Annotated in this window: 9 protein-coding genes; all 9 read right to left on the bottom strand. The window is 68.8% G+C overall.

The window, feature by feature from the left end; genetic code table 11:
- Positions 1-4: 4 nt before the first annotated feature.
- The 9 genes from rpsJ to COO58_RS27395 all read right to left on the bottom strand — a co-directional run bounded on the left by rpsJ (position 5) and on the right by COO58_RS27395 (position 14,570).
- Complete coding sequence (rpsJ, locus tag COO58_RS27435) at positions 5-313, bottom strand: 30S ribosomal protein S10 (RefSeq protein ID WP_007073037.1); 309 nt, start codon at positions 311-313, stop codon at positions 5-7.
- 355 nt (positions 314-668) lie between these two features.
- Positions 669-1,862 carry an elongation factor Tu gene (gene tuf / locus COO58_RS27430; protein WP_091570050.1) on the bottom strand — a complete coding sequence of 398 codons (1,194 nt, stop codon included), beginning with the start codon at positions 1,860-1,862 and terminating at the stop codon, positions 669-671.
- 223 nt (positions 1,863-2,085) lie between these two features.
- Positions 2,086-4,182, bottom strand: a complete 2,097-nt coding sequence (fusA, locus tag COO58_RS27425) for an elongation factor G (RefSeq protein ID WP_091570045.1) — start codon at positions 4,180-4,182, stop codon at positions 2,086-2,088.
- A 75-nt stretch (positions 4,183-4,257) separates the two neighbouring features.
- Positions 4,258-4,728 (bottom strand): 30S ribosomal protein S7, encoded by a 471-nt coding sequence (rpsG, locus tag COO58_RS27420; RefSeq protein WP_013735957.1) that lies wholly within the window; start codon positions 4,726-4,728, stop codon positions 4,258-4,260.
- Position 4,729: 1 nt separating this feature from the next.
- Positions 4,730-5,104, bottom strand: coding sequence for a 30S ribosomal protein S12 (gene rpsL, locus COO58_RS27415; RefSeq protein WP_007465318.1), 375 nt, complete (start codon positions 5,102-5,104; stop codon positions 4,730-4,732).
- 500 nt (positions 5,105-5,604) lie between these two features.
- Positions 5,605-5,985, bottom strand: coding sequence for a hypothetical protein (locus COO58_RS27410; RefSeq protein ID WP_091576935.1), 381 nt, complete (start codon positions 5,983-5,985; stop codon positions 5,605-5,607).
- Positions 5,986-6,701: 716 nt separating this feature from the next.
- Entirely contained in the window at positions 6,702-7,070 is a 369-nt protein-coding gene (locus COO58_RS27405) for a hypothetical protein (protein WP_176558989.1), read from the bottom strand.
- A gap of 100 nt (positions 7,071-7,170) precedes the next feature.
- The gene (locus tag COO58_RS27400) at positions 7,171-11,058 is read right to left on the bottom strand and encodes a DNA-directed RNA polymerase subunit beta' (protein WP_091570040.1); all 3,888 of its coding nucleotides are present in this window, start codon (positions 11,056-11,058) and stop codon (positions 7,171-7,173) included.
- 80 nt (positions 11,059-11,138) lie between these two features.
- A complete protein-coding gene (locus COO58_RS27395) occupies positions 11,139-14,570 on the bottom strand; it encodes a DNA-directed RNA polymerase subunit beta (protein WP_091570037.1) in 3,432 nt (1,143 codons plus the stop codon).
- Between the last annotated feature and the right edge of the window lie 10 nt (positions 14,571-14,580).

The raw sequence follows: 14,580 nt of genomic DNA, 5'->3' as shown, positions 1-14,580 counted from the left end.
ATCCCTACAGCTTGATCTCGATGTCGACGCCAGCCGGCAGGTCGAGGCGCATGAGCGAGTCGACCGTCTTCGGGGTCGGGTCGATGATGTCGATCAGACGCTTGTGCGTGCGCATCTCGAAGTGCTCGCGCGAGTCCTTGTACTTGTGCGGCGAGCGGATGACGCAGAAACGGTTGATCTCCGTGGGCAGCGGCACCGGGCCAGCGACCTGCGCCCCGGTACGCGTCACCGTCTCGACGATCTTCCGAGCCGAGGAGTCGACGACCTCGTGGTCATAGGCCTTGAGCCGGATGCGGATCTTCTGTCCCGCCATGGTGGCTTCTGTTCCTTCTCTCGATGCCGCTGTGTTGCGGGCGCCTGTACCGGCTGGCACAGGCCCACTTCCGCCGACCCCCGCGGTCGGGCGTGTCGCGCCCGTGGGCCAGGCTCCGCCCCGGGACTCCGGAGCGATTCTCTGACCACGCGGTGGGTCATGGCGCCGATCGCGGGGACCGCGACCTGAACGCCGCGCGAGGGTGGTTGACCGCCGATGGCGGTCAACCACCCAACGCGAGACAGTCTGACTCCCGGAGGTCCAGCCTCAACCGGACGCGGGCGACCGACCGTCGTTACGCAACCTGACTAGTATGCCGCACGACCGGCGGCGACGCTAATCGGGGTTACCCAGCTCACTTGACGATCTTGGTGACGCGACCCGCGCCGACCGTACGACCACCCTCGCGGATCGCGAACTTCAGGTTCTCCTCCATGGCGATGGGCTGGATCAGCTTCACCGACATCGAGGTGTTGTCGCCCGGCATGACCATCTCGGTGCCCTCGGGCAGCGTGACGACGCCGGTGACGTCCGTGGTCCGGAAGTAGAACTGCGGGCGGTAGTTCTGGAAGAACGGGGTGTGGCGGCCACCCTCCTCCTTGGAGAGGATGTAGACCGTCGCCTCGAACTCCGTGTGCGGGGTCGTGGTGCCCGGCTTGATGACGACCATGCCGCGCTCGACGTCCTCGCGCTTGATGCCGCGCAGCAGCAGACCGACGTTCTCACCCGCGCGGGCCTCGTCGAGCAGCTTGCGGAACATCTCGATGCCGGTGCAGGTGGTCTTCATCGACTTCTCGCGGATGCCGACGATCTCCACCTCCTCGTTCGGCTTGAGGATGCCGCGCTCGGCGCGACCGGTCACCACGGTGCCACGGCCGGTGATCGTGAAGACGTCCTCGATGGGCATGAGGAACGGCTTCTCGGTCTCGCGCTCCGGCTGCGGGATCGCGGTGTCCACGGCGTTCATCAGGTCCATGAGCTTCCCGGTCCACTCCGGGTCGCCCTCCAGGGCCTTCAGCGCCGAGACCCGGACGACCGGCAGGTCGTCACCCGGGTACTCCTGCGAGGAGAGCAGCTCGCGGACCTCGAGCTCGACGAGCTCCAGGAGCTCCTCGTCGTCGACCATGTCGCTCTTGTTGAGCGCCACGACGATGTACGGCACGCCGACCTGACGGGCCAGCAGCACGTGCTCGCGGGTCTGCGGCATCGGGCCGTCGGTCGCCGCCACCACCAGGATCGCGCCGTCCATCTGCGCGGCACCGGTGATCATGTTCTTGATGTAGTCGGCGTGACCGGGGCAGTCGACGTGCGCGTAGTGACGCGCCTCGGTCTGGTACTCGACGTGCGCGATGGAGATCGTGATGCCGCGGGCCTTCTCCTCCGGCGCCTTGTCGATCTCGTCGAACGGCGTGTACGGGTTCAGGTCCGGGAACTGGTCGTGCAGGACCTTGGTGATGGCCGCCGTCAGCGTCGTCTTACCGTGGTCGATGTGACCAATGGTGCCGATGTTGACGTGCGGCTTAGTCCGCTCGAACTTCGCCTTCGCCACTGGTGTCCTCCTGTGGACTTTCTTGGTTCGTTCGCCCCGGTGCGCCGGTCGGCGCTTAGGACTCTGTCGACAGCCTTTCCGGCCTGACGGCCGGAGAGCCTTGGTGGGTTCTGCGGCGATGAAGCCTACAGGCCCGGAATCACACAACCCGACCGAGGTGGTCGCGGGCGGGAGAACCCTCCCGCGACCAGCCCCGGATCACCGGGTCAGCTCGGAGTGAGCGTCACTCACCCGTCGCCTTGGCGATGATCTCCTTCGCCACGCTCTGCGGAACCTCGGCGTAGGAGTCGAACTGCATGCTGTAGCTAGCCCGGCCCTGGGTCTTCGACCGCAGGTCGCCGACGTAGCCGAACATCTCCGACAGCGGGACCAGGGCCCGGACGACACGAGCGCCGCTGCGCTCCTCCATCGCCTGGATGATCCCGCGCCGGGAGTTGAGGTCGCCGATGACGTCACCCATGTTCTCCTCAGGAGTGGTGACCTCAACAGCCATCATCGGCTCGAGCAGTGCGGGGTCGGCCTTGCGGGCCGCCTCCTTCATCACCATCGAACCGGCGATCTTGAACGCCATCTCGGACGAGTCGACCTCGTGGTACTGCCCGTCCAGCAGCGTCAGCTTGACACCCACCAGCGGGAAGCCGGCGAGAATGCCGTACTGCATGGCGTCCTGGGCGCCGGCGTCCACCGAGGGGATGAACTCCCGGGGGATGCGGCCACCGGTGACGGCGTTCGCGAACTCGTAGGTCGGCGAGTCGTTGCCCATGGGCAGCGGCTCGAGACTCACGATCACGCGGGCGTACTGGCCGGAGCCACCGGTCTGCTTCTTGTGGGTGTACTCGGCCTTCTCCACCGTGCGGCGGATGGTCTCACGGTACGCCACCTGCGGCTTGCCGATGTTCGCCTCGACGTTGAACTCGCGGCGCATCCGGTCCACCAGGATGTCCAGGTGCAGCTCGCCCATGCCGGAGATGACCGTCTGACCGGTCTGGTCGTCCAGCTTGACGCGGAAGGTCGGGTCCTCCTCGGCCAGCCGCTGGATGGCGGTGCTGAGCTTCTCCTGGTCGGCCTTGGTCTTCGGCTCGATGGCCACCTCGATGACCGGCTCCGGGAAGGTCATCGACTCGAGGATGACCGGGTTCGCCGGGTCGCACAGGGTGTCACCGGTGGTGGTCTGCTTCAGACCCTGGACCGCGATGATGTCGCCGGCCTTGGCGGAGCCGCGCTCCTCACGCTTGTTGGCGTGCATCTGGTAGATCTTGCCGATGCGCTCCTTGCGGTCCTTGGTGGAGTTGACCACCTGGGACCCGGACTCGACCACGCCGGAGTAGACCCGGACGTAGGTGAGCTTGCCGAGGTGCTTGTCGGTCTGGATCTTGAAGGCCAGGCCGGAGAACGGCTCGGACGGCGACGGCTTCCGCTGCATCGGCGTCTCGCCGTCGGTGGCCGTGCCCTCGATCGCCGGGACGTCCAGCGGCGACGGCAGGTAGTCGATGACGGCGTCGAGCATGGGCTGCACGCCCTTGTTCTTGAACGCCGAGCCGCAGAGGACCGGGTTGGCCTTGCTGGCGATGGTGGCCCGACGGATGGCGGCCTTGATCTCCTCGACGGAGATCTCCTCGCCCTCCAGGTACTTCTCCATCACCGCGTCGTCGACGTCGGCCAGGGTCTCCATCAGCTTCTCGCGCCACTCCGCCGCGGAGTCGGCCAGCTCGGCCGGGATCTCCTCGATGGCGTAGTCCTCACCCTTCTGGGTCTCCCCGCGCCAGGTGAGGGCGCGCATGCCGACCAGGTCGACGACGCCGATGTGGTCGCCCTCGAGGCCGATCGGGATCTGGAGCACCAGCGGGGTGGCGTTCAGCCGGTCGATCATCATCTGGACGCAGCGGAAGAAGTCCGCGCCGGTGCGGTCCAGCTTGTTGACGAAGCACATCCGCGGGACGTGGTACTTGTCGGCCTGGCGCCAGACGTTCTCGGTCTGGGGCTCCACACCGGCCACACCGTCGTACACCGCGACCGCACCGTCCAGAACACGCAGCGACCGCTCCACCTCGACCGTGAAGTCGACGTGGCCGGGCGTGTCGATGATCTGGATCGTGTGGCCCTTCCACTCGCACTTGGTGGCGGCGGAAGTGATGGTGATACCGCGCTCCTGCTCCTGCTCCATCCAGTCCATGACGGCGGCGCCCTCGTGGACCTCACCGATCTTGTACGTGATGCCGGTGTAGAACAGGATTCGCTCGGTGGTAGTGGTCTTACCGGCATCGATGTGCGCCATGATGCCGATGTTGCGTACGTTGGCGAGCGCGTCTGCGGCGGCCACTTCAATCCCTACTTATCGTCGTCTCGACACAACTGGTGGCGGTTCCGGCGCCCGGGGGCGCCGGAACCTCAGGTGTTACCAGCGGTAGTGCGCGAAGGCCTTGTTCGACTCGGCCATCTTGTGCGTGTCCTCGCGCCGCTTGACGGCGGCACCGAGGCCGTTGCTCGCGTCCAGCAGCTCGTTCATCAGCCGCTCGACCATGGTCTTCTCGCGCCGGGCCCGGGAGTAGGTCACCAGCCAGCGCAGACCGAGGGTGGTCGCGCGGGCCGGCCGGACCTCGACCGGAACCTGGTAGGTGGCGCCACCGACACGACGGCTGCGCACCTCGAGGGTCGGCTTCACGTTGTCCATCGCGCGCTTGAGCGTGACGACGGGGTCGGTGCCGGACTTCTCGCGGCAGCCCTCCAGGGCGGCGTACACGATGCGCTCGGCGAGCTGACGCTTGCCGCGCAGCAGGATCTTGTTCACCAGCTGGGTGACCAGCGGCGAGTTGTACACCGGGTCAGCGACCAGCGGCTTCCGCGGAGCGGGTCCCTTACGCGGCATGTCAGCTCTTCTCCTTCTTCGCGCCGTAACGGCTGCGAGCCTGCTTGCGGTTGCGGACACCCTGGGTGTCCAGCGAGCCGCGAACGATCTTGTACCGCACGCCGGGGAGGTCCTTCACACGGCCGCCGCGCACGAGCACGATCGAGTGCTCCTGCAGGTTGTGGCCGACGCCCGGGATGTAGGCGGTCACCTCGATCTGGCTGCTGAGCTTGACACGAGCGACCTTGCGCAGCGCCGAGTTCGGCTTCTTCGGGGTGGTGGTGTACACGCGGGTGCACACGCCGCGCCGCTGGGGAGACCCCTTGAGCGCAGGGGTCTTGGTCTTGGTCGTCTTGGCCTGACGGCCCTTTCGGACCAGCTGCTGAATGGTGGGCACCGGGTTTCTCCGCTCCCTTCGGCCGCTGCGAGGCGACCGCGCCGTCTGCTCTAGCCGGCCTGATGGACGGCTCTCCTACATTCCAACCAGGGCCGCCTGACGGAGGCCCCAGCACCCGCGGTCGGGCGTGTCGCCCGAGTCACGGTCCGGTGCGTTCGCTCGCGCGGCGTACCGGATCTTTGGGTCTGTGGTGGTGCGACAGTGGATGACCGGCTGACCGGTTCCCGCGCACGCACGCATTGCCCGGGCGAGCCCGGGCACAAGGGGAAAGAGTACCTACCACAAGCGCGCCGGTCAAAACGGATCGGTCCGGAGAAGCTGGTTCACAGCCCCGCCGGTCGACGTCCGGATCGTCGGTGCGCCCCTGATGGGCACCTACGATGACAAGTGTACCGGCTCGTCCGTCGTGCGACCCGTCGCCCCCGGCAGCGCCCGCCTCCCTGACACCGGGACAAACCGGTCGGCGCTGGTCATCGGCCCCGGACGACGCGCCGACGGCGTCACGTGATCTGCACCACCAGGGCCAGCGCCAGCCCGACCACGCTCAGCAGCAGGCCCGCGGCGCCGCAGCTGAGCCCGGCCACCGCCAGTCCCCCGCCGGTGAACCGGACCGCCGGCGGCGGGGCCGGACGCCGGATCTGCCGCCGCGCCAGCAGCCAGGCCACGATCGCGCCGACCCCGGCCAGCCCGCCGAGCAGGGTGAACGCCCCGGCCGCCCACGCTCCGCCGTAGTCCGGCCCTGCGACGCCGAAGCAGAAGACCAGCAGCGACACCAGGATCGAGCCGACGCCGGTGACCAGCGAGCCGATGGCCAGCCCGGAGGTGACCGGCGGCACGTCCAGGTGGACCACCCCGAACGGGGTGCCCGGGACCGGCTCCACCCGCTTCGGCGGCCGGGGCGCCTCACTCGGGGGCGGCGGCAGCGCCGGCCCGGCCGGGCCCCAGCCGCCGCCGGGCGCGCTCCCCGGAGCCGGCCACCCGCCGCCGTGCCCGGCCCCACTCCCCGGGTACGCCCCGAACCCCGGCCCACTCCCCGGGTACGCCCCGAATCCCTGGCCCGGTCCACTCCCGGGATGCGGGCCGGTGAGGTGGCCCGGCTGCCCCGGGTGGTGCCCGGTCCCGGGCGCCGGGGCGGGGAATCCGTGCCCGGGTTGGTGCCCCGGAGCCGGGCCGGCGGGCGGGTACGGGCCGGCCGGCGGCCAGGGGGCGGGCGCTCCGGAATACGGTGCGCCGGGCGGGGCCGAGGACGGACCGGCCGGCGCTCCCGTGAACGGCTCAGACGGGCCCGCGGACGACGGGCTCGGCGGCGTCGGGGCGTACCCGGGCGGGGTCGCCCCGGACGACGGGCCGGGAGCACCGGCGGAGCGCTCCCCGTGCGTGGTCGGCGGCGCCCACGGGCTCACCGGCTCAAGGGCCGGCGGGGCGGCGGGATCCGGCCCGGCACCGGGGCGGTTCGGGTCGCCTCCCGGCGGCGCAGCCGGTTCCGTCACGGGGTCCTCCTGTCCACATGGCTCACCCGCCGCGCGGCGGACACCGGCCAGGCTACCGTCGCCGGTCACCACCGGGTGGGCGGGCGCGGTGCCGCTCCCCCGCCGGGTCAGTCGAAGTTCGGCGCGTAGTCGTGCCCGAACGAGGCGTCGGCGTGCCGGACCAGCCCGATCACCACCGCGGCCACCACCGCGACGGCGGTCAGCACCAGACCGATCCGGGCCAACCGCTCGCCGCGGCGCAGCCAGTCGGCGCCGGTCAGGTAACCCCCCGACGCGTACGCCTCCCGGCGGGCCTGGCGGGCGAGGGTGAGCGCGAGCGTCGCGGGCACCACCCCGCCGACGAAGAAGCCGGTCAGCGCCCCGATCAGACCGAGGGCGAAGACGGCGCGGGCCTTGGTGGAGCGGACCGGCTCAGGATCGTGCGGATGGCGCTGCGCCTGCGGCACGACGGGCACCTGCCCGGGCACGGTCGTCATGCCCTCCATCATGCCCCGATCCGGACTCCCGTTCCCGGCCAGCCGCCCAGGACGCGACGAGGCCCCCGGCATCCGCCGGGGGCCTCGTCGTTCGTGCGGTTTAGCGGTACGACCCGAAGTCGAAGTCGTCCAGCGGCACGGCCTGGCCGCTGGCCGGCCCGAAGCCGTAGTCGGTCTCGGGGTAGCCGGTCATCGAGTAGACCTTGGCCTTCGCCTCCTCGGTCGGCTCGACCCGGACGTTGCGGTACTTGCTGATGCCCGTACCGGCCGGGATGAGCTTACCGATGATCACGTTCTCCTTGAGGCCGATCAGCGAGTCGCTGCGGGCGTGGATCGCCGCGTCCGTCAGCACCCGGGTGGTCTCCTGGAAGGAGGCCGCCGACAGCCAGGAATCCGTGGCCAGCGAGGCCTTGGTGATACCCATCAGCACCGGGCGACCGGCGGCGGGCTCGCCGCCCTCGCCGACGAGCCGGCGGTTCTCCGACTCGAACAGCGCCCGGTCGACCAGCACACCCGGCAGGAACTCGGTCGAGCCGGAGTCGATGACCGTCACCCGCTTGAGCATCTGGCGGATGATGATCTCGATGTGCTTGTCGTGGATGAGCACACCCTGCGAGCGGTAGACCTCCTGGACCTCCTGGGTCAGGTGGACCTGGACCGCGCGCGGGCCGAGGATGCGCAGCAGCTCGTGCGGGTCGATGGTGCCCTCGGTGAGCTTCTCGCCGACCTCGACGTGGTCGCCGTCGTGCGCCCGGAGCCGGACCCGCTTCGAGATCTTGTCGTAGACGATCTCGTCGCTGCCGTCGTCCGGGATGACCACGATCTTGCGGGACCGCTCGCCGTCCTCGATCCGGATGCGACCCGGGGTGTCGGCGATGGGCGCCTTGCCCTTGGGCACCCGGGCCTCGAAGATCTCCTGGACACGGGGCAGACCCTGGGTGATGTCCTCACCCGCGACACCACCGGTGTGGAAGGTACGCATCGTCAGCTGCGTACCCGGCTCACCGATCGACTGGGCGGCGATGATGCCGACCGCCTCGCCGACGTCCACGGTCTTGCCGGTCGGCAGCGAGCGGCCGTAGCACGCACCGCAGACGCCCAGCTTCGACTCGCAGGTGAGCACGCTGCGCACCCGCACCGTCTCGGTCCCGGCGGCGACGATCGCGTCGACGCCGATGGAGTTGATGTCCTGGCCCCGGTGGGCCACCACGGTGCCGTCCGGCCCCTTGATGTCGTCGGCCAGCGTCCGGGCGTGCACGCTGGTCTCGGCGTGCTCGTGCACGACCAGCTTGCCGTCGACGCGCTCGCCGATCTGCATCGGGATGGCCCGGTCGGTGCCGCAGTCCTCCTCGCGGATGATGACGTCCTGCGAGACGTCCACCAGACGCCGGGTCAGGTAACCCGAGTCGGCGGTACGCAGGGCGGTGTCCGCGAGACCCTTACGGGCGCCGTGCGTGGAGATGAAGTACTCCAGCACGGACAGACCCTCCCGGTACGAGGCCTTGATCGGCCGCGGGATGATCTCACCCTTCGGGTTGGCCACCAGACCACGGATCGCCGCGATCTGCCGGAGCTGGAGCAGGTTACCGCGGGCACCCGAGTTGATCATCTTCCACAGCGGGTTCTCCTGCGGCAGCGCGGTGTCCATCTCCTTGGCGACCTCGTTGGTCGCCTTGGTCCAGATCTCGATGAGCTCGCCGCGACGCTCCTCGGCGGTCATCAGACCACGCTGGTACTGCTTGTCGATCCGGTCGGCTTCCTTCTCGTACCGCTCCAGGATCTCCCGCTTGCGCGGCGGAGCGATGACGTCCTCCATGCCGATGGTGACGCCGGACCAGGTGGCCCAGTGGAAACCGGCCTCCTTGAGCCCGTCCAGGGTGGCCGCCAGGGCCACCTTCGGGAAGCGCTCGGCGAGGTCGTTGACGATCGCGGAGAGCTGGCCCTTGCGGATCTCGTAGTTCACGAAGCGGTAGCCCGGGGGCAGCGTCTCGTTGAACAGGACCCGGCCCAGGGTGGTCTCCACCGTCACCGGCTCGCCCTCGACCCAGCCCTCGGGCGCGGTCCACGGCTCGGCGCCGGCGCCGTTGTCGACACCCACCACGTCGTGCAGCCGGATCTTCACCGGGGTCTGCAGGTGCAGCTCGCCGTTGTCGTACGCCATCCGCGCCTCGGCGTCCGAGCTGAACGCCCGGCCCTCGCCCTTGCCCCCCGGAGTGAGGTGGGTGAGGTGGTAGAGGCCGATGACCATGTCCTGGGTGGGCATGGTGACCGGCTTGCCGTCGGCCGGCTTGAGGATGTTGTTCGACGACAGCATCAGGATCCGCGCCTCGGCCTGGGCCTCGGCGGACAGCGGCACGTGGACCGCCATCTGGTCACCGTCGAAGTCGGCGTTGAACGCGGTGCAGACCAGCGGGTGGATCTGGATGGCCTTGCCCTCGACCAGCTGCGGCTCGAAGGCCTGGATGCCCAGGCGGTGCAGGGTCGGCGCGCGGTTCAGCAGAACCGGGTGCTCGCCGATGACCTCCTCCAGCACGTCCCACACGACCGGCCGCTGCCGCTCGACCATCCGCTTGGCGGACTTGATGTTCTGCGCGTGGTTGAGGTCCACCAGCCGCTTCATCACGAACGGCTTGAACAGCTCCAGCGCCATCTGCTTGGGCAGACCGCACTGGTGCAGCTTGAGCTTCGGGCCGACCACGATGACCGAACGGCCGGAGTAGTCGACGCGCTTGCCCAGCAGGTTCTGGCGGAACCGGCCCTGCTTGCCCTTGAGCATGTCGGAGAGCGACTTCAGCGGCCGGTTGCCCGGGCCGGTGACCGGACGACCGCGACGACCGTTGTCGAACAGCGCGTCGACGGCCTCCTGGAGCATCCGCTTCTCGTTGTTGACGATGATCTCGGGCGCGCCGAGGTCGATCAGCCGCTTGAGGCGGTTGTTCCGGTTGATCACACGCCGGTACAGGTCGTTCAGGTCGGAGGTCGCGAAGCGGCCACCGTCGAGCTGCACCATCGGGCGCAGGTCCGGCGGGATGACCGGGACGCAGTCCAGCACCATGCCGAGCGGCGAGTTCCGGGTGTTCTGGAACGCCGCGACGACCTTCAGCCGCTTGAGCGCGCGGATCTTCCGCTGGCCCTTGCCGGAGCGGATGGTCTCGCGGAGGTTCTCCGCCTCGGCCTCCAGGTCCATGTTCTGGACCAGGGCCTTGATGGCCTCGGCGCCCATGCTGCCGGTGAAGTACTCACCGAAACGGTCGCGCAGCTCGCGGTAGAGCAGCTCGTCGGTGACCAGCTGCTTCGGCTCCAGCTTGCGGAAGGTGTCGAGGACCTCGTCGAGGCGGTCGATCTCGCGCTGGGCCCGGTCGCGGATCTGGCGCATCTCGCGCTCTCCGCCCTCCTTGACCTTGCGCCGGACGTCCGCCTTCGCGCCCTCGGCCTCCAGCTCGGCCAGGTCGGCCTCGAGCTTGGCGGCCCGCTTCTCGATCTCCGAGTCGCGGCTGTTCTCGGACTGCCGCTTCTCGGCCAGGATCTCGTTCTCGATGGTCGAGAGGTCGCGGTGACGCGCTTCGGCGTCCACGCTCGTCACGACGTACGAGGCGAAGTAGATGATCTTTTCGAGGTCCTTCGGGGCGAGGTCCAGCAGGTAGCCCAGCCGGCTCGGCACGCCCTTGAAGTACCAGATGTGGGTCACCGGAGCGGCCAGCTCGATGTGACCCATCCGCTCCCGGCGAACCTTGGAGCGGGTCACCTCGACGCCGCAGCGCTCGCAGATGATGCCCTTGAAGCGGACCCGCTTGTACTTACCGCAGTAGCACTCCCAGTCCCGCTGCGGACCGAAGATCTTCTCGCAGAAGAGCCCGTCCTTCTCCGGCTTGAGGGTGCGGTAGTTGATGGTCTCGGGCTTCTTGACCTCGCCGTGGGACCACTGACGGATGTCGTCGGCGGTGGCGAGACCGATGCGCAGCTCGTCGAAGAAGTTGACGTCGAGCACTGTGTCCCCTATGTCGTCGTCTGTACTGCTAGCTAACGGGCGGGATCGGGGGCCGGCGAGCCGGCCCCCGAATCACCGCCTCAGACCTCTTCGACCGAGCTCGGCTCGCGCCGGGACAGGTCGATGCCCAGCTCCTCCGCGGCGCGGAACACCTCGTCGTCGGTCTCGCGCATCTCCAGGGCCACACCGTCGCTGGAGAGCACCTCGACGTTGAGGCACAGCGACTGCAGCTCCTTGAGCAGCACCTTGAACGACTCCGGGATGCCCGGCTCGGGGATGTTCTCACCCTTGACGATCGCCTCGTAGACCTTGACCCGGCCGAGGACGTCGTCGGACTTGATGGTCAGCAGCTCCTGCAGGGCGTAGGCGGCGCCGTACGCCTGCATGGCCCAGCACTCCATCTCACCGAAGCGCTGGCCACCGAACTGCGCCTTACCACCCAGCGGCTGCTGCGTGATCATCGAGTACGGGCCGGTCGAGCGGGCGTGGATCTTGTCGTCGACCAGGTGGTTGAGCTTCAGGATGTAGACGTAGCCGACCGCGATCGGGTCGGGCAGCGGCTCACCGGAGCGACCGTCGAACAGCTGCGCCTTGCCGGTGCGCCCGATCAGCTGGTTGCCGTCCCGGTTGGGCAGGGTCGACGCCAGCAGGCCGGAGATCTCCTCCTCGCGGGCACCGTCGAAGACCGGGGTGGCCACGTTGGTGTCCGGCTCGGACTCGTGCGCGTTGATCGACTTGAGCTGGCGCTTCCACTCCTCGTCGTCACCGTCGACGCTCCAGCCGGTCTTGGCCACCCACCCGAGGTGGGTCTCCAGGACCTGGCCGATGTTCATCCGGGACGGCACACCGAGCGGGTTCAGCACGATGTCGACCGGGGTGCCGTCCTCCAGGAACGGCATGTCCTCGACCGGCAGGATCTTGGAGATGACGCCCTTGTTGCCGTGGCGGCCCGCGAGCTTGTCACCGTCCTGGATCTTGCGCTTCTGGGCCACGTAGACCCGCACCAGCTCGTTCACGCCCGGGGGCAGCTCGTCGCCGTCCTCGCGGGAGAAGGTACGCACGCCGATGACCGTGCCGGTCTCGCCGTGCGGCACCTTCAGCGAGGTGTCACGGACCTCGCGCGCCTTCTCACCGAAGATCGCGCGGAGCAGCCGCTCCTCGGGGGTCAGCTCGGTCTCGCCCTTCGGCGTGACCTTGCCGACCAGGATGTCGCCGGGGACGACCTCGGCGCCGATCCGGATGATGCCGCGCTCGTCGAGGTCGGCGAGCATCTCCTCGCTGACGTTCGGGATGTCGCGGGTGATCTCCTCCGGGCCGAGCTTGGTGTCCCGGGCGTCGACCTCGTGCTCCTCGATGTGGATCGAGGTGAGCACGTCCTGCTGCACGAGGCGCTGCGACAGGATGATCGCGTCCTCGTAGTTGTGGCCCTCCCAGCACATGAACGCCACCAGCAGGTTGCGTCCGAGCGCCATCTCGCCCTCGTCGGTGCACGGACCGTCGGCGATGACCTGGCCGGCCTCGACGCGGTCGCCCTCGAAGACGACCGGCTTCTGGTTGACGCAGGAGCCGGCGTTGGAGCGGCGGAACTTGTGCAGCAGGTACGTCCGGCGGTGGCCGTCGTCCTGGTGGACCGTGATGTAGTCCGCGCACAGGTCCTCGACCACACCGCCGACCTCGGCGACGACCACGTCGCCGGCGTCCACGGCCGCGCGGTACTCCATGCCCGTGCCGACCAGCGGGGCCTCGGCCTTGACCAGCGGCACCGCCTGACGCTGCATGTTCGCGCCCATGAGCGCGCGGTTGGCGTCGTCGTGCTCGAGGAACGGGATCATCGCGGTGGCGACCGAGGTCATCTGCCGCGGCGACACGTCCATGTAGTCCACGGCGCCGGGCGCGACGTCCTCGGTCTCGCCGCCCTTACGGCGGACCAGGACCCGGTCCTCGGCGAACGTGCCGTCGGCCCGCAGCGGGGCGTTGGCCTGCGCCTTGACGAACCGGTCCTCCTCGTCCGCGGTCAGGTAGTCGATCTGGTCGGTGACCCGACCGTCGATGACCTTCCGGTACGGCGTCTCGATGAAGCCGAACGGGTTGACCCGGGCGAAGGTGGAGAGCGCGCCGATCAGGCCGATGTTCGGGCCTTCCGGCGTCTCGATCGGGCACATCCGGCCGTAGTGGGACGGGTGCACGTCGCGGACCTCGAAGCCGGCCCGCTCACGGGACAGACCACCCGGGCCGAGCGCGCTCAGCCGGCGCCGGTGGGTCAGACCCGCCAGCGGGTTGGTCTGGTCCATGAACTGGGACAGCTGCGACGTGCCGAAGAACTCCTTGATCGCCGCCACCACCGGGCGGATGTTGATCAGGGTCTGCGGCGTGATCGCCTCGACGTCCTGGGTGGTCATCCGCTCGCGGACGACCCGCTCCATCCGGGAGAGACCCACCCGGACCTGGTTCTGGATCAGCTCGCCCACGGTACGCAGGCGACGGTTGCCGAAGTGGTCGATGTCGTCGGCCTCGTAGCCCTCCTCACCGGCGTGCAGCCGGCAGAGGTATTCCACGGTGGCGACGATGTCGTCCTCGGTGAGCGTGCCGGTGGTGATCGGCACGTCCAGCTCGAGCTTCTTGTTGAACTTGTAGCGCCCGACCTTGGCGACGTCGTACCGCTTCGGGTTGAAGAAGAGGTTGTCGAGCAGGGTCTGGGCGTTCTCACGGGTCGGCGGCTCGCCAGGGCGGAGCTTCCGGTAGATGTCGAGCAGGGCCTCGTCCTGCCCGGCGATGTGGTCCTTCTCGAGCGTGGTCATCATCAGCTCGGACCAGCCGAACTTCTCGCGGATGCGCTCCGCGGACCACCCGATGGCCTTGAGCAGGACGGTGACGGCCTGCCGACGCTTACGGTCGATGCGGACGCCGACCGTGTCGCGCTTGTCGATGTCGAACTCCAGCCAGGCACCCCGGCTCGGGATGACCTTGACGCTGGAGAGGTCGCGGTCGGAGGTCTTGTCCGGCTGCTTGTCGAAGTACACGCCCGGCGAGCGGACGAGCTGGCTGACCACGACGCGCTCGGTGCCGTTGATGATGAAGGTGCCCTTCGGCGTCATCATCGGGAAGTCACCCATGAACACCGTCTGGCTCTTGATCTCGCCAGTGGTGTTGTTGGTGAACTCCGCGGTCACGAACAGTGGCGCGCAGTAGGTCAGGTCCTTCTCCTTGCACTCCTCGATCGAGGCCTTGACCTCGTCGAAGCGCGGAGCCGAGAAGGAGAGCGACATGGTGCCGGAGAAGTCCTCAATGGGACTGATCTCGTCGAGGATCTCCGCGAGACCCGAGCGTGCGTGCGGGTCGTCCGCCGACCGGCCCTGCCAAGCCTCGTTGCCGACGAGCCAGTCGAAGGACTCGTTCTGGATGGCGAGGAGGTTGGGGACCTCGAGGTGTTCGGTGATCCGACCGAAAGAAACTCGGCGGGGCGCGAATGCGCTCGACGTACGACTGGTCTTCGCAGGGCGGGAAGCTGCCAAGATGCGTCCT

Origin of the sequence: Micromonospora sp. WMMA1996 (assembly GCF_002573675.1) — a bacterium.
Lineage (GTDB): Bacteria > Actinomycetota > Actinomycetes > Mycobacteriales > Micromonosporaceae > Micromonospora > Micromonospora sediminicola.
This window is presented reverse-complemented; position numbering and strand designations above follow the sequence as displayed.

What these genes read in the sequence shown, in the direction of transcription:
- COO58_RS27405 (WP_176558989.1), bottom strand. Translation starts at nt 7,070, where the DNA reads ATGACGACCGTGCCCGGGCAGGTGCCCGTCGTGCCGCAGGCGCAGCGC.
- rpsJ (WP_007073037.1), bottom strand. Translation starts at nt 313, where the DNA reads ATGGCGGGACAGAAGATCCGCATCCGGCTCAAGGCCTATGACCACGAG.
- rpsG (WP_013735957.1), bottom strand. Translation starts at nt 4,728, where the DNA reads ATGCCGCGTAAGGGACCCGCTCCGCGGAAGCCGCTGGTCGCTGACCCG.